Raw genomic sequence first — 23,078 nt, 5'->3', positions numbered from 1 at the left:
TCCTGTATTTTGTCAAATTCATTCATAATAGATTTTTTTATTCTATACCATAATAGATAAAGCAACCATCTTTTCTGTAAAATCAGAAGAAGTTAATCAGTCTTCCTATCCAGATATCGTTTTCCAGTCTCCCAATCTTCATCAATTTCTTTTAGAATCGCCGATACCAACCTGTTAAGCGATTCTTTATTTGGAAATATAGTTGAGACTTTTGCCCGCCTTTTAATTTCCTTCATTTGCCGTCCCTAGACGCTTTCGATATTTCGCTGGAAGTTCAAAAACTGTTAAGCTTTCAGGAACCTTTCCTCGATCCAAGTGCTCAGTTCAGAGGCTTTATCCTGATATTTCTTTACGAAGATTTGAAGATACCTATCAGCTTCTTTCCTTTCAGGTGCATTGAATATCATTTTCAGATCAGTCGTCACTTCTTCCCGCATACTCTGCTTTGCAACATGGTTACCGGAGTTCTGCTGAAGATGGAACTGACAGCGCTACCACTTAACTGTTGGAAAGATTGCCTGAAGGGCTGATTTCAATCAAGAGTGAGCATCGGAAGTGATCATCTCAATTTCAGGAAAGCCCCGATCGACAATGCTCTTGAGTAACTTCAGCCAATGGACTTCAGCTTCACTTATCTCGATACTGATCCTGAGAACCCTACGAATTCCCTTTAAATCAACGCTATAAGCGATTAAAACCGCTCCAGAGACCACGGACCTTTTTATAAGTCGTTTCCACTATAAGGTAGTGGTAGGCTCCAAGAGGTCGGTTCCTCCATTTCTCAATCACTTGGTCTAGCGATATTGGTTTTAGGAAACCATTTATCCAATCATATAACTATGTCATTGATAAATTGAATCTCAATAAATCAGAAATTATTATGGTTGGGAATTCAGAAATAGCAGATATAAAGGGGCGATTAAAGCAGGTCTGAACTGTATAAAAATAACGGATGAAGAAAATAATATTAGTGATGCAAACATATATTGTAAAAAGAGAGAATGCTTTTGAAGATATTATTTCTATCACAGCTGGTGAATCATATATAAATTAACTATGGAGAAGAAATTGTTTCATTTTTACGATAAAAATAATAATTTAACATCTAGAATCTGCAATAAGTCAGATAAATCATTCATTCTAGATATATATGAAAGAACAATATTCAATCAAGTTCGAGAGTTTTATGAAGTAGATCTAGAAATGTTTAATAATAGATTTGATACTGACTATCATACAATAGAATTGATTTTACATAATAATAAGCCTATTGGGATTTATCAAATTGATATTGATCGAACAATCATTTCAATTCAGCGGTTATTTCTACACCCAGATTATCATAAACAAAAGTATTGTAACATAAAATAAATGAAAGCGGTAGAACAATCCAATGAAGTTGACCGTTTTTGGGCATCGGATCTGCTCTACACTTCGCTTTGCTACGGGACAAGCCGGGAACTTATTGGGCTGTTCACGCAAATTTTATACATGACCAAAAGTTTAATAGGGTGTAACCTTTAGAAAATAAAAACGTCGCATATCCGCGAAACGTTATAAAAAATAAGTTTTTATATAGGTGATAAATTTAAATGAGTAAAATAATACTTAAAGGATATATTGAGGTTCCATATTCAGATATAGAGCTTATTAAGAAAGAATTAGTAAAGCATATTCATAATACCAAATTAGAAACAGGTTGTATTTTATTTGAAGTTACACAAGATTTAGAGGATGATAGTATATTCAATGTATATGAGGAATTTGTAAGTAAAGAAGCTTTCGAGGAGCATCAATCTCGAGTAAAAAAATCCTATTGGGGTAAAATTACTAAAGATTATAAGCGTACCTATGAGATTGTAGAAAGTTTATAGCATATTAGACTTCATATATCGTCTTCATATTGAGACCGTGCGGAGATTTAACAAACATTTGAACTGGATTTTACTCTCTTCATCTTTCTTTTAGAGGAAGAAAGATGCCAATACCACCACTTCGTTCCAGCTGTAAAACCAGTTAAATGGACGTTAAATACACGCTTATATTAAGTGTTATTCATTGGATCCTTTTTGCCTCCGAAACAATCCTCGCTGATTTTTCAGAAATAACTTCAATAATGTTATATAGCTCAATAGGTTTTTTTATTACAAAAGGAATGTCTATGTTCAGTAAACTGTATGCAAGCCAATCAAGTCTGGACGTGGTTTGACAATACTTCACTCCATCACTTGTCTCTTCTAATAAGTATATTTCTGAGGGTAATAATCTTTTTGCCTTTTCCAGGGTTGTTTTTAATAGTATTTCTGTTTCAAAACTTTTTTTAACCGGCTTAAGAGATTGTAAAACAAAATTAAGAAGGTCGAAGTCTTCTGGTCGAATAAACTCAACATCAACTTTAGATATACTAATTACCCGATCCATACGAAAAATCCTAAGCTCTTCTCTTAAATGACAATAACCTGCGGTATACCATACTCCTCCTACTAAAACCACTCCATAAAGATCGACATTACGAACTGTTTTAGCTCCATCTTTTGTAGAGTAGGTAATTTGTAATCTTTTACGCCTTTGTATAACTTCAGCCATCATTAATACAAAATCATTATGGGGAATCTGTGTATTAGAGTAATATGGTGGATTATCTATTTTGATTAAATCCTTTAAATCATTAACATAATCTAGCAGATTTTGTGGTAGAAGCCGTTCTATTTTAGCCATGGCTCCTTCAACAGAAGTATGGTCTATAGGGAAATTCATTTGATTCAAGGTTATTAAACCAATAATTATTGCACTAGCTTCTGAGTCATTAAATATAAGAGGTGGTAATCTGCTTCCTTTTTGTAAACTGTAGGAACCATAAGGACCCCTTTCTCCTGATACCGGAATACCTAACTCCTGAAGATTTACAATATATCTACGGATCGTTCTTTTATCCACTTCAAGTCTTTTGGCTAATTGGTCACCACTTATAGATTTATGTGATTCTAAAATTTCTAATAAAGTTAATAATCTTAAGGTTGGATTATACATTTTTTCCTTTTCTTTATATTTAGGACGTATGTTGCCCTAAATGCACTTTATATTACAGGTATAAAAGAAGCAAGGAGTATGCAATGAACAGTATAAACAACTTTCCCAAGGGTGAAATGATTCCTGTAAATGGAATAAAACTTGAAGTTTTTGAAGCAGGAAGAGAGAACAGGGGAAATCCTATAATTTTATGTCATGGTTGGCCAGAACACGCCTATTCCTGGAGGAACCAAATCCCTGTTCTGGTTGAGGCTGGATATCATGTAATTGTTCCGAACCAAAGGGGGTATGGAAACTCTTCAAACCCCACTGAAGTAACAGATTATGATATAAACAAATTATCAGGAGACCTGGTAGAACTACTAAACTATTATGGGTATTCAGATGCTATATTTGTTGGTCACGATTGGGGCGCTATGGTTGTTTGGTGGTTAACCCTATTACACCCACAAAGAGTAAAAAAGATTATTAACTTAAGTATACCTTATCAGGTAAGAGGTGATATTCCATGGATTGCATTTATGGAAAAGTATTTAGGTGAAGATTATTATTTTGTTCATTTTAACAAAAAACCTGGTGTTGCCGATGCTGTGTTTGACGAAAATACTGAGCAGTTTTTAAATAATCTGTATAGAAAAAATGAACCTATAAAAGAGCCTGAACCTGGAATGGCTCTAATAAACCTGGCCCTTAAAAAAGAATCAACTGGCGAACCTGTTTTATCCAAAAAAGATTTAGAGGTTTTCACATCTGCATTTAAGGCTTCAGGTTTTACTGGGAGTATTAATTGGTATAGGAATCTGGATAGGAACTGGACTATTTTAAAAGACGTCGATCCTATAATTAAACCACCATCACTTATGATTTATGGGGAAAGGGATGTTATCCCAAAGTTTGAAAAACTGTCTGATTTTGTTCCTAATGTAGATATCATTACATTAGATTGTGGCCACTGGATAATGGAGGAAAAACCTGAAGAAATCAATAAAATTATAGTAGATTGGCTAAAATAATTGGACAAATACCCTGAAGCTTACTTCGGGGGATTTATAAGTGAATAAGGGTAATTAGATGACTGATATTATTGACTGGTCACACTCTGTTTTGGATGGATAGATGGTATAAGAGAAAGTATTGATGATAGTCGATATAAAATTAGATTTACACCTAGGAAAACCAATAGTGTATGGAGTGCAGTAAAAATAAGAATAATTGAAAAAATTATACAACTTGGGAAAATGAAACCAGAAGGATGAACGCTCTATAACAGTAGAAAGTATATAAAGGGATATACTGTAACAAATGTTAATTTCAAGCTCAGAAGATAGATTAAAATAAACTCGGTATTTAACAAATCGTTGAAACTGACCAAATCTTTGTCGTAGTTTCTGCCTTTATGCATGGGTTCCCAGTGATTTTGCACTATTAACATGGTCATTAGAAAGCAATTTGAGTAAGCCAATATCTGATGCAATAGGTAATGAGTATAGAGTAGTGACACATATGAACTGATTATTATTAAATGTTCAGAGTTAATAAGTGCCCCCAAGGCAAGGGTATTCCTCTATATTGAAGATTCAACTTTTGACAATAATTATTCTGATAAAGTATTAGACGAAATAAGCATTCATGGTGATGGTGTAACAGCAAAAATAAGCTGTAATGGTACTGATGTTCAGTTAATAAAAAAAATAAAAGAAGTACTCTTAAAATTCGATTTCACTAATTATAAAGCATATGAATTATAATTAGTGAAAGTAAAAAGACATATTACTTCCTAGAATTGTGAGATTGTTATGACAGAAGAATGTATTCTAAGAGCAGATATACTGAAAGAGCCTACCCATTCTCCTTTTCCCTACATTGGTAGTTTTATTATTTTATTATGTAATAATTCTTTGTACTCCTTAATAAAAAGCATACTTGCAATAACACTTGCAAAGATATCTATCATTGGTTGAGAGTACCATAACCCGTTAAAACCAATTAGTAATGGCAAAGTATAAATAATCGAAGCAGATAACAATAGTTGATAGGATATATTAAGTATTAGTGAAGATTTTATACGTTTCGTTACCATCATGAAGCTAGCTGTAATAGCTATAATAGCTTCAAAGGGTAAAAATAAAGTATATTTCCTAATCCCATGTACGGCCATATTGCTGATGTTTTCATCCTTAATAAAAAGCAGAATTATCTGTTTAGTATATATATGTATAATTAATTCACCAATGATTAGCACAATTAATGACCATAATATTGACAACTTCAAGATGTCAAAGGAACGAGCATAATTTTTCTTAGCAAAATTATATCCGACAATTGGTTGAAATCCTTGTCCTATTCCAAATACGATTATCATAAACAATTGAACGATAGATCGTATCACAGTCATTGCTCCGATTGACAATTCTCCCCCATATAAAAGGAGAGAGTAATTACCTATTAACTGGGCAATACTAAAAGATAATTGGTTTGCAAATGGGATGAGACCTATTATTATCATTGATTTTAATATTTTTGTATCTGGTATGAAGGAATCTCGTTTGAGTTTTAAGTTTGAGTGAAATTTAAAAAAGTATAAGAATCCTATTAAACTTGATAACAATTGGGATATGACAGTTGAAAGAGCCGCTCCTAGTATTCCCATATTAAAGATGAAAATTGCTATTGCGTCTAAAATAATATTTAAAACACAGGCGATTATCGTAAGTGACGCTGCAAACTTAGGACTCCCATCCGCTCGTATGAGGATGGGAAATATAAAGCTTAATATATTGAACAATATTCCCATTACAATTATATCAATATAAGCGGAAGCAAATTCTTTAGTCTCTCCAACAATACCTAGAATTTCAAATATCTGTTTATGAGAAAGGAAAAATAACGGCACTAAGACCACATATATGATAACGCTATAGGATATTGCATTTCCAATAGCCATTTCTGCGTTCTTTACTTGTTGTTTTCCTAAAAAGATTGAGACATTTGTACCAATACCAAAGCCGATAAGAGCAGATATTGCTAATATTAAAGTCGTTATTGGTGCTGTTTGACCAATAGCAGTTAAATTGAGTAGGCCTACATCGGGTATGTTACTAACAAAAATGCGGTCAACAATCATATATAGTACATTTACTAATAAGCCCAAAATTGCCGGGATTGAATAATTAAGTAAGAGGGTACCTATTTTTTCATTTTCTAATTCATTAAACTTAGTCATATATTAAAAATTCCTCTCCAATCCAAAGGTTTTCACTATTTGGGTCAATAATTGTGTAAAACTCGAGGTATACAGAGACAGATCAGTTTCCATTTAAACGAACTACTTCTCTGTAAATAGGGTGTCTTTTATTGAGATCCAGATGGATGTGAAAATATTCAGTAATATTCTTAATGCAGTCATCAAAGGTGTTCCCTTAATGAATTCCAAACGCTTTCTAGTCACTTGAGGGTGACATTCTTATCACTTTATAAAGTTCCGCTGCCCTCTTAGGTAATCAATGAAAGCATCTCCTACACCTTCTTTTCGTAAATCCTCTTCTGAGATAGGTAGGTAAGGTGAAAGATAAAAAGGGTCATTCTTAATGCGTTGAGGGAAGTCATGGGCTAAGATTCCCGCCTTACCAATAGTTACATAGTCCACGCCTTCCGAAAGAGCCCATTCAGCTCTGGCTGCGGACATGATCCCTCCTGCTACACCGAGTGCACAATTTCCCCTATCCAGTTCTGTGAAAAGAGACATCAAAGTCCTCCCTTTATAGGTAGAGTCTTCTGGTTCCTTGGTAATCTCCCATAATGAAAGATCTAGATAATCCATATCACCATCTAAGAAGAGTTGGGCAGCCAAGTTAATCATGTCCCCCAATAGCAACCCAAATCGCTCTGTTGAAATTCGTACTCCAATCTGGAAATCCTCCCTGCACATAGCACGGATACGGTGAAGTATTTCAAAAAGAAACCTGGCTCTATTTTTAGGTGATCCCCCCCAACGATCGGTACGTCTATTTAATTCTGGAGAAAGAAATTGAGCAATGAGGTAGCCATGCCCTCCGTGAATTTGTACACCATCAAAGCCAGCAAGATCAGCACGATGAGCGGCTGTGGCAAATTCTTCAATTATAGTTTCAATTTCTGAATCCCTTAGAGCTCTAGCTCCCGTTTCTGCATCTGCTGAAGGCCCAACGAGATCATCACCCTTTATTAGTGAACGAATACCACGATGTTGAAGTTGTAAAGAAGAAACCGCTCCATGTGATTTTAACCCTGAGGCTAAACGTTCGAGGCTTGGAATATGTTGATCATCGAAACAGCCTAACTGACCGGCAAAGGCTTTGCCGGTGGCTGAAATGTGGCTAGCACAGGTCGTTACAAGACCGAATAGACCTTTGGCTCGCATTGTCAGCCAGTTAAATTCTTCCTCTGATAGAGTTCCATCTGTAAAACTTAGAGTATTCGTCATTGGAGCAAAGACGAATCGATTGCGAATCTGAGGCCCTCGCTTTAACTCAAGTGGGCTGAAAAGTTTATCGTCATTATGTTTATCATTCATAGTATTAAACCTCTTAATCATTTCATGATACTTCATAAGTTACGAGACTTAATATGTATTGTCAAGACAATATAATTTATATGTTGTATATTAAAATTTATTAATTATTACACTAAAGGAAACTATATATGCGTCGCGACATTCGTATGTCTCGTATGCTCCATGTTTTGATCCACATGGATCGCCATGTGGAGACGGTGACTTCAGAGCAGATCTCTAAAATGATTTCCACAAACCCAGTTGTCGTTCGACGGTTGATGGGAGGTTTACGCCAAAGAGGAATTGTTGCATCTGAGAAAGGACATGGGGGAGGGTGGAAGCTTACACAACCTCTTACTGAAATCTCTTTGTATGATGTTTATCAGGCCGTTGGGGCACCTCCTCTCTTCAACATAGGTTCTAATGCTGAGCCTTCAGAATGTTTAGTTGAAAAAGCTGTAGATGCTCAAATTGATTCTTCACTTAAGGAAGCTGAAGCTCGTCTTTTTGAGCAATTTTCTCATATTAGTGTTGAAGACCTAGCACAGGACTTCGAAAATAGACTTGAGGAAAAACATAATAGCTCAACTTGTACACCCGAGGCTTTCGATCAACCACATTAGCCAGGACGATATCCCTGAAAAAGAAAGGATTTAAACTTATACTTCTGTCTTCTTCCCTGGAGTCCTGATTGCGAACTGAACTATCCGTACAATAGAATAGCATTAACCTGACTCTGGTCACTGAAAGCATTGGAGTCAGGGGTGCACTTATATTGTTTACTCATTCTTAAAAATATGTCTTTGGGGTCCAAAGAAGATTCATTCTCTCTATTTAAGACACGGTAAATAAGTCGTCTCTTTAAGTAGTGTAAAAAGAGTTTTGAAAAACTCTGGCTTTGTCATAGAACGAAAGCGGCGAGGTGTCTTTAATGAATATCACATAAATAACAACTACGAGATAACTGGTCCTAAGGATGTTTGGACAGTTGATTTTAAAGGATGGTGTAGATCGGCTACACTTTTAGGAACAGTTTTTTCTCGGACATGATTATGTATAATATTTTAGGAGTAATTATGTCAAAAAGATATACAGACGAGTTCAAGAAACAGATAGTAGAACTAATAACTAATGGTAAAAGACCAACAGAAATTGTAACTGAGCATAATGTCGCTAGATCTTCGATAAGTAAGAGTGGGTAGAAGAAATCAAGACAACTGGCTCTTTCAAGGCTAAAGACAATCGTAGTGATGAAGACAATGAGTTGATTAGGCTTAAACAAGAGAATGCTCACTTAAAGATGGAAGTTGATATTTTAAAGCAATCGCAAATAATTAAAGATAATGCACATAAGTACAGCATCAGCGGTCATGTGTAAGCTATTAAACATATAGAAAAGTTAGTCCAAAGGCTGCTTACAGTGAGCTAGAGGATCTTATTATTGAGATATTTAACTCTAGCAGAAAAGCTTATTGAACCAGAAAAATAAAGGAAGGATTAGGAAGGAGGGAATTACAAGTATCTAGAAGAAGAATAGCTGGAATAATGAAAAAGTACTCCCTAGTGTCCAATTATACTATCAAGAAGTACAAAAAGCCCTCTTCGGATGTTAATAGTGAAAGGTGCAGAATATCGTAAATAGAAACTTTGATAGAGAAATTATTGGTTATTCTTGTGGAGAGAATAAAGATACCAAACCAGTATTAAAAGCATTTGCTACTATAAATCATCCAATAGACAAAATCCAGATATTTCATTCTGATAGAGGTCGTGAGTTTAAGAATAAAGCTATTGATGATTTATTAAAGACTTTCAGTGTCGACAGATCTCTAAGTTGAAAAGGATCTCCTTATGACAATGCTGTTGCGGAAGCTACCTTCAAGGTCATTAAAGCTGAGTTTATACATAATGAAAGGTCTGATGACTTATGGGAGTTACGTACTAAACATATGGACTATGTAAATTGGTACAATAATATGAGATTTCCTGGATCATTAAACTACATGACACCTGTTGAATTTAGGAAATCTATTTTCGTGGAAAAAGTTTCTTAACTGGGGTTCCCATACCACTCTATGGAAATGATTCAGTGGACACTACCTGTGGAGGGGGATTAAACTCAATTTGCATACAGCCTGATGGTTCAGTTTGTCCATGTGTAAATAGTGTAAGAAATGATTCAAAACTGGGAAATATCCTTGATGATGAATTGAAAACTATTATGCTAAAATCCAAGAAAGACGAATTTACTAAAGCAAATATAATAACAAAGAGTGAATGTAATAATTGTCAACTTAAATTTGTCTGTTTAGGAGGTTGTAAAGCTGATAATCTTTGGAATAACAAATTAGTAACTGATCGACATTACTTTTGTGAAAGTAATAAAAAATTCATAAATGGAATATTTGAGCAAATTCTTCATGATATAGAGTAGGAAATAATTGAAAAATAATAATATAATTAAATTACCGAGTAATTTCTGGAAACTATGGTCTGCTAATGTCATTTCTTATTTTGGTGATATTTTATTTACAACTACAATTTTAACTGGTATTTACTTAAAAACAGATAGTGTTTTATCTGTAGCTTATGGATTCATTTCTAAAGAAATAGGAAGTGTTCTTAGTAATCTATTATTTGGATATATCGCAACAAAAGTTAACAGAAAATATTTAATGATTTTTTCTGATCTAGCACGTTTTACAGTTCTTATACTTTTAGCTCTTTTCATTAATGCAGGCAATTTTGAATTAATGATTTATATCTCGCTAATTATAACATCAGTTTTTGACTCTCTATACTCATTATCTGAAAATTGTGTTACTGCAGATATATTAACCTCTGAACAACTAATAAAAGGTGAATCAATTATCAATATTTCAATAAAGTCCATCAAGATAATTGGAATATTATGTTACGGAATCATGCATTTATTATTACCTTTAAAATCAGTATTAATTATAGATTCATTCTCTTTTTTATTTTCATCTATTCTAATTTTTACAATAGAATATAACTTCTATACAACTCAATCTAAGAAAAAAAAGTTTTTTTCAGATTTCATTACAATATATAAAGAAGGGTTTAAAATAATTTGGAAAACGCCATTTATTAAACTATTTTCTTTATTATTATTGATTCTAAATATTCCTTCTACTGTTATTGATTTATTTATATTTACAGCTTCGAATTCAATCGGATATGAGTTCGGATTATCTTATTCCTTGATTCAGATTGTGGCAATATTAGGACAACTTTTGAGTGCTTCTTTACTACTTAGTATAAGTTTTTTTCGTAAACATATTTCTAAGTCCTATAAAATCGCACTAATTGGATTAGCTATATCTTTTGTAGGTTTATCTGGATTAAAATGCTTTCCCTTAAGACTTCCTATTTTGGCTATATTCATATTTTATTTTTCAGATACTTTTACTCAGCCGTTTCATGGATATTTGATGAAGCTTATACCATCACCTAATCGTCCTGCAGTTTTATCATTGTTGGATATTTTTATACTTTGTTTAAATCCTATATATTTATATTTTTATTCAAAATTAATTGATCATGATTTTTCATTACTAGCAGTTGGTTCAATCATTTTTATTATTCTTTTATGCTTGGCTTTTGTATTTAAATCCAAAACTTTGAAATCAATAGTCATTGAAAATGAAGAAGACGATATTATTTATGAATCCTAATTATTTTTATTTGATGAATTAAACTGCTAGAAGTAGTTGTTAGTATTCTTTTTTTGTAGCCCGAATTCAAATCTGAAGTGCAACAACTGGAAATAAAGCAAAGAAAAACATAGTAGTATAAATAAAAACAAGATATACTTTCTTGGACCTCTATTACCACATAAATTACCAAAGAAGGGAGAATATCTTGCAGAGATATAGCGATCTCCTTTTATTATATACCATCTACAATAACTTAAGGTGGTAAAAGATATGGCATTAGAAAAAGCAGCTAGATAGACAGCAAAGAAGAAATCAGAACTAGTCTTTCAGATATCTGTAGAGAGAATGATTTGAAACAATTAGAAGTTCAAGCTTGGCTTGATGATTTTTTAAATGATGGTATGGATATCTCAATTAGGAAGATGTAATGGTCCATAAAGCAGGGGAGGATTTTATAGCTTAAATTAACAAATAGCAAAACTATTCGTCTTCCTCTTCCCTATAATCCTGCTCTTCCAAATCCTCAATATTTGAATTTGTAATTGATAACATAAACTGAACATTCTCATCTTTCACTTTTTTTTCAATTTCAGCAAAAACTTCTTTCAAAGGTAAGATATAGTTTGAGAATTGAAGTTCGACTAAAATTGTTTCAATAAAATCGGGGTCTTCTGTGCTTAAAAGAGCTTTTTCAACTATCTTATGTATTTCAGGATTAACCTCAAAACCTGAATGTGTCCCGTTCACTAAACGAGCAATAGTATATGGTTTTTTATAATCTATTTGTTGGATTAACTCCTGAAAAGAAAAAACATTAAAGAAATTTTCAATATATTTTTCTGCTTCTTCTTTAAGGTGCTCAAATCTATAAGAAACTGTGATAAAGTAATATCTATCAAATTCACTACCAATAAGATTTAAGCTAAAAAGAATCAAAGAATAATATTCAGCTTGATATTTTTTATTCTCACTAATTGTATAATCATGTGTAAGCTCTACTTCATATTTTTCACCCAAGAAATTCGCAAATTCTTTAAGATTTTCTCTTAAGTCAAAGGGTATTGAAGCTCCTACAAAGTCATGTTTAATTATTCTGCGGATTTCCATAATTAATAATTTTACCCGACATTCCTTCAATAATATCTTTATCTGTGACGTTTTTAGGAATATGTTTATTCATATCACTTCTTCTTTGAGTCCGTAGACTAAATAACCCTGATAGTCCGATTTTGATTGTAATTCTTTATCAGCCTCTGTCAACTCTCTTTTTGGTGTTTCTGAATATTTAAGAGTAGGAAAAGCGATAAATTCTGTCAATCAAAATTTCGTGTAATGTGGCAGAATCAGGATAAAAATCAGAAAAATCAGCCGCTTACTGTGATTTTGTTCCAACAAACAGTTAACTACTGTTGATTCATCAGTCCATCTGACTGTATATCTGCAATTTTCTTCATTCGCAGAGCATTGTGCTCCCTGTATTGTACAAAAAACGAGAAACTAATCCACTCCAGGTGTTTCAGGATTCTCTTGATCTCAGCCAAATCTTAAATTATTGCAATAACTCTCATTTCAGAACCACACCAATTATTTCAATTCATACGCCTATCTAAATACAGACAGTCATTGATTAATGGATATTAAAAGAACAGCTTACGCACGTCCTTTGCTTCTGGCTGAAGAGGGGGCGTGAAATTTGTTCTAAACCGGCGCTTTGTCCAGCACATAACAGCGAATATGCGGTTCCGCTTCGCTTCACCCAAATTGCTTCTTGGATAAAAGCCGGGAAAAGTATGTTATACTTCTCCCAGCTTTTATCAAGCCCCACAAGGGTACCGAAGCAACTTCAGCTATTCGCAGAACGTCAGATGAAATTAGCTTTTTCTGAAACTTTTTTTTAGGACTGAGAAATGAAATACCAAAAACTTGAAACACAAAGACTTATCCTCAGAAGATTTGAGCAATCCGATTTAGAATTTATTTTTAAACATTTCAAGGATTCGTTTGTATCAAAGTATTTATACGATAACGAGCCTCCTGAAAATGAAAGAGAAGCTCAAGAAATTCTTGATTGGTGTATTGATCTAAATTCAAATCATATTCGTTGGTGTATTCTACATAAGGAAGATTCTAATCCAATTGGTACTATTGGATTTCATCGATATGACTCTCAAAATAATTCTGCAGAAATCGGTTATGATCTCTCAGAAACTTATACACAAAAAGGTTATATGACTGAGGCCCTAAATTGTATCATTAAATATGGATCAAAAGATCTTTTAATTCATAGAATGTATGCAAGTGTAGCCATAAAGAATATAGCATCAAATAAACTTTTAGAATCCAATGATTTTCAACTTGAAGGGATTCTCAGAGATCAATATTTGTTTCGGGGGAAATACTACGACCATAATCTTTGGTCACACATCCTAAGAAAAAGCTAATTTCATCTAACAGCCAATATACGGCTCCGCTAGGGAAGGAATTATAGTTTTTCAATTCGTGTAAGAAAGGGCTTGGCGTGATATAGTCCGTTACCGAATTCTCCATAATTATTATCCCCTGTCCCCCATAGAGATCCGTTGTGTTTTGTGATAATTGTATGAGTGAATCCGCAGGAAACATTTTCCACATTGTTCATAACCTTGATATAGGTTTTTATATACTTGTTTGAGTCAGAACTAAGCTGTCTATAGTCGTTGCTTCCCGCTGCCAAAAGTGTTGAATCCTTTTTAATGACCATGGTGTAGTTGCTATTGCAAAAAACGTTTTCAACATCTTCCATCGCAGCGACAAAACCGTTTGGATTTACAGTAACATCGGTTTTAATTCCAAGTTGACCATAATAATTATATCCTGCTGCCAAAAGGGTATTGCTGTCATTGGCTATAATCATCGTATGATTCCAACCGCAGGAAACGCTTTTAATATTGGTTCCGACTTTGATGAAACTATTACGGTTTACTTTTGTACCATCCCCTAACTGACCCCATTCATTATATCCAGATGCCAATAGAGAGTTATCATTTTTAATGACCATCGTATGATTACCGCCGGAGGATACGCTTTTGACGTTATCCATAATTTTGATGAAACTGTTTTTATTGGTATTTGTTCCGTCTCCCAGCTGCCCATATTCATTATTACCTGAGGCCCATAGGGAGTTATCTTCTCTGATAATCATTGTGAAACCATTAAGGCAAGACACTTTTTTAACACGATCCATGACTTTGATGAAACTGTTTTTGTCTTCATTTGTACCATCTCCCAGCTGCCCATATTTGTTATATCCCGAAGCCCAAAGGGAGTTGTCGTTTTTAATTATCATTGTATAACCACCACCGCTAGACACACTTTTGACATTGTCCGTAATTTGGGTGAAACTGATTTTAGTCTCATTTGTTCCGTCACCAAGCTGTCCAAATTGATTGACTCCTGATGCCCAAAGGGTACTGTCACTTTTTATCCCCATCGTATAGCCATTGCCACAGGAAACCATGTCATATGTTTCCATTTTATTATTGCAGCTGATAAGGATAGAAATGCTGAAAATAGTTAATAAGATTTTACTCATACCATAATCGTCCTTTATTTGTTTTATTTGAAATAACCAGGAAGTCTTTGGGCTCACAATGCTCAGGCTCCGAATCTGATTTACCTTTTCCCTTTATTCTCATCCTTTACGTACTCTATCAGTAGTTTGGCAATTTTCGTACAGCTCCCGGAATTGAATCATTTCCTGATTTCCTGTCAGGATGACGTCCGGTTTTGTCTCTAGGAAGTTCGATTTTGTTCTTGGCTAAGGTATAGGGTATGAATGATAGGAAAAGTTATATTTTCTGTCAAAGGAATTTTCGAAAAAACTGTACCTGAAAATGTAGTCGATCAAGGTCTACTAAATTTTCTTTTGTCAAATAATTTTTTGTGGTAGAATAATGGAAGGAATAGCTTCATATATTCCGATAACGTTTTAAATCTAGAATATTCTGCCGTCCATGGCAGGTAAGGAATATCGTAAATGGAAGGACAGGAAGATGGTTTGTCATTTTTCAACAAAGATGCTGTTGTCACTCTTGGTGGCGTTCATTATAAATTTGATGAAGATGATTTTAAATCCATACTTAAAACTACAGCTGGTTGGCATTCAAAAAATGATCCAAGCAGTGACTTGGTAGCATCTCTTGTAGCAATTGGGAAAAGTAAATTTGAAACTCATCTGGATAGGGATACTATTATTAGGCTTTGTGCTCAAACACTGAACATAACAATTGAGCAAATAGAACATGCTCTGGATTGGCAGGCTGGCTATATGTCTTGGCATGAAGGAGCTCCAGAGGGATACTATCATGTATGGCCTAAGGAAAGTTAATCATAATCTGCTGATACCTTGTGAATGGAATTGGGGATTTTGGAGTTGAGTAAGGTACATTTGGAAAAATGGAAATAATGTTCAAAAATTTTAAAATGATCATATTTGATATTTGCCAAGCTCTTAATTATACAGTTGTAGATCTGTTCGAAGCAGATATCACACCAAATTTTCATGTTGCACGTGTTAAAAATTATAATACAGATTTATTTATACTATGTTCCCGTGATAATCATTGGGCATATAGTGATTATTTTTCAGAGAATGAACATAAATTGAATTTTACTAATTGTAAAAAAATATCAGAGCTATTAATTAAAAATTATAATATAAGACCTCATCTGGGCGAAGAGTTAAATAGTACTTTTACCAACAAATATAGTAACTTACAAAATGATATAAAATATTGGAAACCTAAAATAGAAGGAGAAGGATTATTTAATTGGTGGGATTAAGTTAAACTAGATTGTAATACTTCCAATAATGGATAGATAAGAGAATATTTGAAAGAAGATTCTAATGATTTAATTCTGATTCAATGGTATCCAGGATACCTATGTAAAACATAGATTATATCCCTTATAACATCCACCAATTCAAGATTTGAGTTTTTATTGCTCAACTTTGATACGAAGGCATTCCATTGTTTTTGCAATGACCGTTTCAATAAGTTCCCATAGAGATGGAATCTTTGCTCTTTGTCCATGATAATTGTTTTGTTTCTGTATCTCCTGACGTAATATTGAATCAGTATTGAACTGAACCGCCTCTTTGGGATACTGGATTGAGCATATTTGTTTCAGGGATTCTCTTATTTCATCTTGATTGGAATTGCCATTTTTTAGAAAATCAATATCTCATCTGGATCTATAGGTCTGGTTTTCCAACGTTATAGTTAGGAGATAAGCACCCTTAAGAACATAATTCTTTCTGGATGCGGCTGTAGTTTAGCAGTCGGGAAAGTACTGAAGCGAAGTAGTCCTTCATGCAATAATATTGGGGCGCATAACATGATCTACTCAGTAGCTCTCTTATTTTGGGGAACATCTTTTAGAGCTTCCATAGCAACATCAAATCCTATTTTATTTCAGTACTTGAAACAATCGGCAGTAGTTTTGGGTATGGAATCAACCATAATGTTAACGTTCTCGATTTTATGTGTTTCAATTCCTTCAGCGTAGGGTTTGCCTGAGAATGTGATCGCTTTTACAGGGAGAGTTGTAGTTTTCGGAAATCAGCTTCCTCTGTATATATTGGGGGGAAGTGTAAAGTCCCTTTACTATGCAAATAATTTCTTCAGATTGAATAAGACAGTCTAATCGTTTCTTTGTTGAATACCGGCAGATGTCATAATAGAGTTATTTGTGAGGATTTCCAGAGCGATTTCCCTCTGTGTCTTCAAATAATCTATACTGACTACTTAAGTAAAGACTCCTATATGGAAAACCTTTATTGACAGATGAGGTCAAAAAACGAAACATATAATAAGATTGTCTAACAGGAGAGTAAGGGTATGCTCAGTGAAAACGACTGGAAAAATATAAATCAGATATTATTGGAACTCTATTCCATTGAGCAGATTGAAGTGTTGACCGATAGATTGTTCAAAATGTTTCGTGTTTTGGTGCCCCATACCCAGGGATTCTATTTTGTCTATGACGATGAAAACAATATTGATATGATGCGATCCAGATTTGTAAATATGGATAAAAAGGTCCAGGAAAAGTATCTGAAAAGTTTTTATGATATTGATTATCTGAATTTGATATTTGAATTCATTTTGAATACGGCGACATTTCGGGATACGGATATTCTTGAAGAAAACATCCGAAAAAATACGGACTTCTACAAAGGCTTCCTAAGAGCGGAGAATATCCCCTATGGCTGTGGAATCGTATTATTCAAAAACAGTCGATTGATTGGAATAATTAATCTGTTTCGAAGTGGTGAAATGGGTAATTTTACGGATCGCGAAATGACAATTTTGGATGAACTGGCCCTGCATTTGGAAAATATCCTCTATAAATTGACATTAAAACAAGAACGCAAACATTCATTGAAGCTTAATTCCTTTTATGAACAGTATCAGCTCTCAAAACGGGAACAGGAAGTCGTGGCTTTAGTGCGTGAAGGGCGATCAAATAGCGAAATCGAAGACCTCTTGGGTATTAGTTTATCAACCGTTAAAAAACATATGTATAATATATATAACAAAATCGAAGTTTGCAGCCGAACCCAACTGTTGGCAGAATTGATAAAAACAGATTATTAATACTACTACTTAAGTTCTATTCTTGAAAAACTAAGTCAACCTTCCTGATAATTGTTCCCCACACCAGATTTCTCTTATCGTTTAAGTAACTTATTTGAATACAAAGCCTTCACTCCCAAAAATGTACTACTGCATTTTATTATCCAGATAGGTTGAATAAACATAAAAGGTGGTTCTAAGGATGCAAAAGATATGGAAAAAGACACTGAAACCGGGAGAAAAATGGTCTGGTCTTATTGGTAGAGGGAAATATGTTCGATTTAAGGCATTGGGCAGCCAAGCGAACGTATCAATGCTGCTTTACAACATGAGGGATACCTCTGAAAGATATAATATGCCCGATACACTCAAAGCACAATATACGTCACATTTAACAACAGGTAATGTCCTGATGAGTGACAATGGTCGTGTTTTAGCCAGTTTTGTGCAAGACAGTTTAGGATGGCATGACACTATCAGTGGTCATATTTCTCGACAAGAAGTAGATGAAAAATACGGGGTAACGACTTACCAAAAAATGGGAAATGACTGGTACCGAAGCGGGGATGAAAATTTCAAAATAGAATTGGTTAGAAACAACATGGGTATGCGGGATATGGTTCCCTGTGTAAATCTTTTCTCAAAAGTATTTGTTGAAGAAGACGGAAGCATGCATTTTGATGCGAATCACTGCCAAGAAGGGGCAACTGTAACCCTCAGAACAGAAATGGATATTTTAATCGTTCTATCAAATACACCAAATTCATTGAATGAATCTAAAGAATATCCTGCCGTCGAGGTTGATGTTGAAGTATACGATGCACCGCCGGTGGATTTAAACGATGTCTGCGTGACTCATCGCAGTGAAAATTTCCGGGCCTTTGAAAATACTTGGGAATATTACAATTTGTTAGGGCTCTAGTTAGTTAGTAAAGGAGAACAGATTATGTTTGGATTGGTTGAAAAGAAAAGTACTTTAAAGTTAGAAGATGCTATATATGATGGAGTTTTGGAAGCAGGAAAAGGATGGATGCATGAGCTAAAAGAAGGACAGCGGTTTATGATCCTTGATATGGAAGGAAATCAAGCCGTAGATACTACTTTTTATGATTTGGAAACTCCCGAAGATCATTACAGTGCAATAAAAACAATTGTGGCTCAAAAAAATATTTATTTAACAACAGGAACTATCCTTAGAGCGGAATCAGGAGAACCTTTGCTTACGATCACAGCTGATATGACAGGTCGTCATGACACATTGGGCGGAGCATGCTCATCTCAGAGCAATAAAGTACGCTATGCCCTGGAAAAAGAACATATGCATAATTGCAGAGACAATTTTATGCAGCAGTTGGCAAATAATATGAATGGATTGAACAAACGTGATTTGGCTCCCAATATTAACTTTTTTATGAATGTTCCTGTTACAAAAGAGGGGGGACTCAAGTTCGATGATGGCGTATCTGCCCCTGGAAAGTATGTCGAAATGGAAGCATTAAAAGATGTTATGGTGCTGATCAGCAACTGTCCACAGTTGAATAATCCCTGTAATGCTTACAATCCAACACCGGTGCGCCTGCTTATTTGGGAAGCCTAAGCTTATGGGCAAGGCGATAAAAAAAGTTCTAATTGCCAATAGAGGTGCTATAGCTGTCCGAATCGAAAGAACTTTGAAAAAGATGGGAATTAAAAGTGTAGCCCTTTATACAGAAGAGGATCAGGACAGTTTACATGTGTCTGGTGCGGATCAGGCCCTCTTTATCGGGAAGGGAACAGTAAAAGAAACCTATTTGAATAGGGCTCTGATTTTAGAAAAAGCCTTGAAGGCAGGGGTGGATGCTATTCATCCGGGATATGGTTTTTTGAGTGAAAACGTTGAATTCGCCGAAGAATGTGAATCCCATGGTATGGCGTTCATCGGTCCAAGACCGGAACACATAAGGTTGTTTGGATTAAAGCACGAAGCAAGAGCTTTGGCTGAAAAACACCAAGTACCACTGTTATCAGGTACAAGAATGCTGGAAACTATAGAAGATGCCAGCTCTATGGCAGCTAAGATAGGTTATCCCGTCATGATAAAAAGTACCGCAGGCGGTGGGGGAATCGGTATACAGGTTTGCCATGATGAGAAAATGCTTTTACATGTATTTGAATCAACAAAAAGAATGGCAGGCCAATATTTTGCCCATGAAGGTGTGTTTATTGAAAAGTATATTTTCAATGCACGACATGTTGAGGTTCAGGTGTTTGGTGATGGCAAAGGCAACGTGGTTGCCCTAGGGGATCGGGATTGTTCTTTGCAAAGAAGAAATCAGAAAGTGATTGAGGAATGTCCCGCACCGTTTATACCAGATGAGGTAAGAGAAAGGATGCATGATTCAGCCGTTAGACTGATGGAGGCCATGAACTATAAAAATGCCGGGACAGTAGAATTTTTATATGACACTCATAGGAAGAAATATTATTTCCTTGAGGTGAATACAAGACTTCAGGTAGAACATGGAATCACGGAAGAAGTCTATAACATCGATTTGGTCGAATGGATGATTCGGGAAGCTGCTGGTGAAATGGGTGACTTGTTGAAGAAAGAGTATAAGCCGAAGGGGCATGCCATTGAGGCTCGTCTCTATGGGGAAGATGCCTGGAATGATTTTCGACCTAGTTCAGGTAAAATAGATGAAGTCTTCTTTTCAAATGAATGTCGTGTTGAAACATGGATCAAAAAGGGTATTGAGTTATCGACCAAATATGATTCTATGCTTGCCAAGATCATTGTCCATGATGAATATAGAAATCTAGCTGTAACTAAAATGGATAGGGCTCTTGAAGCCACAAGAATTTATGGATCGGCCAATAATTTGTTGTATTTGAGTGCTGTTATGAAAGGGGAAGCCTTCAGATCTGGGAATATTCATACACAGTTATTAAATAACTTCAAACCAAAGGAATTGTCCCTTGAAGTATTGGATGGTGGTGTTCAAAGTACGATTCAAGATTATCCCGGAATGGAGGGGTATTGGCATGTGGGCTTACCCCCTTGCGGGCCAATGGATTCCCTGAGTTTTAGAATGGGTAATAAATTGCTTGATAATCCGGAAGGAGCTTCCGGTATTGAAATGACCCTCAAAGGAGGCCAATTCAGATTAAGAACATCCGTCGATTTTTGCATTACCGGTGCAGATATGCATCCTACATTGGAGGATGAGTCAATTCCGATGTATCAGGTGATTCAAGGTAAGAAAGGTCAGATTCTCCGTTTGGGATCTTGTGAAAAAGGAATGCGGTCTTATCTTCTGATTAAGGGGGGATTTGATGTACCGAAGATTTTTGGAAGCAGTGCGACCTTTACTGATGGACGATTTGGTGGACACAATGGTCGTGCCTTAAGAAGTGGTGATATTCTTAGGCTTAACCATGTAGAAAGCCTAACAGATGAAAAAAAATCCGCCACATTGAAAGCTGAGTTCCAGCCTATACCTTTGATTGGTGACACATGGGCACTGGCGGTTATTCCTGGACCTCAGCCAACAGAAGAATATCTGAAGCCCGAGTATCTTCAAGAATTAAGAGAACAGGAATTCGTTGTTGATTCCAACAGCGCCCGAACGGGGATACGTTTAAATGGATCTCTGCCGAAGTGGACCAGGGAAGATGGTGGGGAAGCAGGTCTTCATCCCTCCAATATTCATGATAACCCCTATGTGGTGGGTGCATTAGATCTTACGGGCGATCAGGCAGTTTTGCTCGGACCGGATGGACCAAGTTTAGGAGGATTTGTATGCCCGGTGACGATGGCAAAGGGCGATTTATGGAAATTAGGACAGCTAAGACCCGGTGATAGGGTACGTTTTAAGCTTGTCACATTGGAAGAGGCCGCTTGGATCCGGGAGCAAACGGAACATCAGATTTGTGGTAACAAATTTGATAAACCTATACCAGAATCTTTTCCAAGTAATGAGGCTCAGTCCTTGTCCCATTATGCCATTCTAGAAAAAGACAATTATAGAAACACAGATATTTTGATTCGATTAAGTGGTGAAGAGGCCATACTCGTAGAATACGGTCCAATGGAACTAGATTTTGGATTGCGGCTTCAAGTTCATATGCTTATGGAAGCCCTTCAGAAGTTTGACTTGCCACTTTTAAATATCACTCCCGGAATTCGGAGCCTACAAATTAGTTTTGACAGTAGACAGATTGCTGTGGGTGAAATGGCCAAAAAAATCATCGCATTGAATAGAGAGCTTGAAGATGTTTCAGAAGTCGAAGTGCCATCTCGCATAATTTATCTGCCCTTATCATGGAATGACCCTCAAACAATCATAGCAACAAAACGATATCAGGAAACCGTTCGCCCCAATGCCCCCTGGTGCCCGAGTAATCCAGAATTTATCCGTCGAATTAATGGGATGGAAAGCATAGAAGCTGTGCAAAATATTATCTTTGAAGCTTCCTATATGGTTCTGGGACTTGGTGATGTTTATCTGGGAGCTCCTGTGGCAACACCGATTGATCCAAGGCACCGGTTGGTAACGACGAAATACAATCCAGCCCGACCCTGGACGCCGGAAAATGCCGTTGGAATTGGTGGTGCTTATCTCTGTGTGTATGGTATGGAAGGCCCTGGTGGATACCAGTTTGTTGGCAGAACTATTCAAATGTGGAATTTGCTACAGGAGACGGATTATTTTAATCAATCAAAACCATGGCTATTGGATTTTTTTGATCAGATACGTTTTTATCCCGTTAGTGCAGAAGAAATACTGGAATTAAGGCATGATTTTCTGAGGGGCAGATTTTCTCCTAAAGTTGAGCATACAACATTTAGCATGAAAGCATATAAGGAATTTTTCGAAAAAGAGAAAATCTCTATTGAAGCTTTCAAAGAGCAACAGCAAGAGGCCTTTAGGAAGGAAAAGGAAGACTGGAAGAAGAAAGGTCTTGATAGTTTTGTAACAATGCAGACGAAGGAAAAGGATAAGCGAATTACTTCAAGCAATGCCCATACTATCAACACGGATATGCCCGGAAGCATATGGACGATTCATGCGAAAGCCGGAGAACGTATTGAAAAGGGAGATGAAATTATAACTCTTGAGAGCATGAAGATGGAGTTTATTATGACAGCTGATCGAGCTGGTGTAATTGAAGAAATTTTGGTTGAGTGTGGTGATACCGTTCAAAGTGGTCAACCTGTACTTATTATGAAATAGATGTATA

General features: G+C 35.5%; 21 protein-coding genes and 2 pseudogenes. 16 read left to right on the top strand and 7 right to left on the bottom strand.

The features are described from left to right. Positions 1-92 precede the first annotated feature (92 nt). Positions 93-713: pseudogene (locus K345_RS23890) on the bottom strand (transposase). 71 nt (positions 714-784) lie between these two features. On the opposite strand from K345_RS23890, the gene K345_RS23885 reads away from it, so the two are divergent. Further along, positions 785-934: an HAD hydrolase-like protein gene (locus tag K345_RS23885; protein ID WP_083963699.1), complete on the top strand. Its 150-nt coding sequence runs from the start codon at positions 785-787 to the stop codon at positions 932-934. A 658-nt stretch (positions 935-1,592) separates the two neighbouring features. After that, positions 1,593-1,874 carry a putative quinol monooxygenase gene (locus tag K345_RS0109170; RefSeq protein WP_028973906.1) on the top strand — a complete coding sequence of 94 codons (282 nt, stop codon included), beginning with the start codon at positions 1,593-1,595 and terminating at the stop codon, positions 1,872-1,874. 181 nt (positions 1,875-2,055) lie between these two features. On the opposite strand, the gene K345_RS0109165 is transcribed toward K345_RS0109170, so the two are convergent. Further along, a complete protein-coding gene (locus tag K345_RS0109165) occupies positions 2,056-3,030 on the bottom strand; it encodes a helix-turn-helix transcriptional regulator (protein WP_028973905.1) in 975 nt (324 codons plus the stop codon). Positions 3,031-3,113: 83 nt separating this feature from the next. Here K345_RS0109165 and K345_RS0109160 point away from each other — a divergent pair, with 83 nt between their 5' ends. Further along, positions 3,114-4,043 (top strand): alpha/beta fold hydrolase, encoded by a 930-nt coding sequence (locus K345_RS0109160; RefSeq protein WP_028973904.1) that lies wholly within the window; start codon positions 3,114-3,116, stop codon positions 4,041-4,043. 845 nt (positions 4,044-4,888) lie between these two features. Here the strand turns inward: K345_RS0109160 and K345_RS0109155 are convergent. Further along, positions 4,889-6,253, bottom strand: a complete 1,365-nt coding sequence (locus tag K345_RS0109155; RefSeq protein WP_028973903.1) for an MATE family efflux transporter — start codon at positions 6,251-6,253, stop codon at positions 4,889-4,891. Between the two features lie 243 nt (positions 6,254-6,496). Further along, positions 6,497-7,582, bottom strand: coding sequence for an NADH:flavin oxidoreductase (locus tag K345_RS0109150; protein WP_028973902.1), 1,086 nt, complete (start codon positions 7,580-7,582; stop codon positions 6,497-6,499). Positions 7,583-7,710: 128 nt separating this feature from the next. Between K345_RS0109150 and K345_RS20460 the strand changes: the two genes are divergently transcribed. The 6 genes and pseudogenes from K345_RS20460 to K345_RS0109125 all read left to right on the top strand — a co-directional run bounded on the left by K345_RS20460 (position 7,711) and on the right by K345_RS0109125 (position 11,259). Further along, positions 7,711-8,184 carry an RrF2 family transcriptional regulator gene (locus tag K345_RS20460; RefSeq protein WP_053228180.1) on the top strand — a complete coding sequence of 158 codons (474 nt, stop codon included), beginning with the start codon at positions 7,711-7,713 and terminating at the stop codon, positions 8,182-8,184. A 453-nt stretch (positions 8,185-8,637) separates the two neighbouring features. Next, positions 8,638-8,763 carry a hypothetical protein gene (locus K345_RS23880; protein ID WP_425423287.1) on the top strand — a complete coding sequence of 42 codons (126 nt, stop codon included), beginning with the start codon at positions 8,638-8,640 and terminating at the stop codon, positions 8,761-8,763. A gap of 420 nt (positions 8,764-9,183) precedes the next feature. Continuing rightward, a complete protein-coding gene (locus K345_RS23875) occupies positions 9,184-9,399 on the top strand; it encodes a hypothetical protein (protein ID WP_028973901.1) in 216 nt (71 codons plus the stop codon). A 15-nt stretch (positions 9,400-9,414) separates the two neighbouring features. Continuing rightward, a pseudogene (locus K345_RS23870) lies at positions 9,415-9,615 on the top strand (IS3 family transposase); the annotation flags it as partial. A gap of 35 nt (positions 9,616-9,650) precedes the next feature. After that, on the top strand, positions 9,651-9,995 hold the full coding sequence (locus K345_RS23865; RefSeq protein WP_028973900.1) for an SPASM domain-containing protein: 345 nt from the start codon (positions 9,651-9,653) through the stop codon (positions 9,993-9,995). Between the two features lie 7 nt (positions 9,996-10,002). Further along, entirely contained in the window at positions 10,003-11,259 is a 1,257-nt protein-coding gene (locus K345_RS0109125; protein WP_028973899.1) for an MFS transporter, read from the top strand. A 462-nt stretch (positions 11,260-11,721) separates the two neighbouring features. Here K345_RS0109125 and K345_RS0109120 read toward each other — a convergent pair whose 3' ends face one another. Both K345_RS0109120 and K345_RS23470 read right to left on the bottom strand, forming a co-directional pair. Continuing rightward, a complete protein-coding gene (locus K345_RS0109120; RefSeq protein WP_028973898.1) occupies positions 11,722-12,348 on the bottom strand; it encodes a hypothetical protein in 627 nt (208 codons plus the stop codon). A gap of 69 nt (positions 12,349-12,417) precedes the next feature. Continuing rightward, positions 12,418-12,558 carry a hypothetical protein gene (locus tag K345_RS23470; RefSeq protein ID WP_211227858.1) on the bottom strand — a complete coding sequence of 47 codons (141 nt, stop codon included), beginning with the start codon at positions 12,556-12,558 and terminating at the stop codon, positions 12,418-12,420. A gap of 590 nt (positions 12,559-13,148) precedes the next feature. Here K345_RS23470 and K345_RS0109115 point away from each other — a divergent pair. Next, positions 13,149-13,682: a GNAT family N-acetyltransferase gene (locus tag K345_RS0109115; protein ID WP_028973897.1), complete on the top strand. Its 534-nt coding sequence runs from the start codon at positions 13,149-13,151 to the stop codon at positions 13,680-13,682. A gap of 41 nt (positions 13,683-13,723) precedes the next feature. Here the strand turns inward: K345_RS0109115 and K345_RS0109110 are convergent, their stop codons facing one another. Then, positions 13,724-14,812, bottom strand: coding sequence for an RCC1 domain-containing protein (locus tag K345_RS0109110; protein WP_028973896.1), 1,089 nt, complete (start codon positions 14,810-14,812; stop codon positions 13,724-13,726). 444 nt (positions 14,813-15,256) lie between these two features. Here K345_RS0109110 and K345_RS0109095 point away from each other — a divergent pair, with 444 nt between their 5' ends. From K345_RS0109095 to uca, 6 genes are all read left to right on the top strand, one after another. Beyond that, a complete protein-coding gene (locus K345_RS0109095) occupies positions 15,257-15,607 on the top strand; it encodes a hypothetical protein (protein WP_028973895.1) in 351 nt (116 codons plus the stop codon). 95 nt (positions 15,608-15,702) lie between these two features. Further along, the gene (locus tag K345_RS0109090; protein WP_211227857.1) at positions 15,703-16,062 is read left to right on the top strand and encodes a hypothetical protein; all 360 of its coding nucleotides are present in this window, start codon (positions 15,703-15,705) and stop codon (positions 16,060-16,062) included. A 1,058-nt stretch (positions 16,063-17,120) separates the two neighbouring features. Next, positions 17,121-17,879, top strand: a complete 759-nt coding sequence (locus K345_RS0109085) for a helix-turn-helix transcriptional regulator (RefSeq protein ID WP_028973893.1) — start codon at positions 17,121-17,123, stop codon at positions 17,877-17,879. 181 nt (positions 17,880-18,060) lie between these two features. Then, positions 18,061-18,780: an urea amidolyase associated protein UAAP1 gene (locus K345_RS0109080; protein WP_028973892.1), complete on the top strand. Its 720-nt coding sequence runs from the start codon at positions 18,061-18,063 to the stop codon at positions 18,778-18,780. 24 nt (positions 18,781-18,804) lie between these two features. Next, complete coding sequence (locus tag K345_RS0109075; RefSeq protein WP_028973891.1) at positions 18,805-19,455, top strand: urea amidolyase associated protein UAAP2; 651 nt, start codon at positions 18,805-18,807, stop codon at positions 19,453-19,455. Positions 19,456-19,459: 4 nt separating this feature from the next. After that, entirely contained in the window at positions 19,460-23,071 is a 3,612-nt protein-coding gene (gene uca, locus K345_RS0109070; RefSeq protein WP_028973890.1) for an urea carboxylase, read from the top strand. Positions 23,072-23,078: the final 7 nt, after the last annotated feature.

It is taken from the genome of Spirochaeta cellobiosiphila DSM 17781, from assembly GCF_000426705.1.
In the GTDB taxonomy this organism is placed as follows: domain Bacteria; phylum Spirochaetota; class Spirochaetia; order DSM-17781; family DSM-17781; genus Spirochaeta_E; species Spirochaeta_E cellobiosiphila.
Note: the sequence above shows the minus strand (reverse complement) of the source record. Positions and strands in the feature narration are given on the sequence as shown.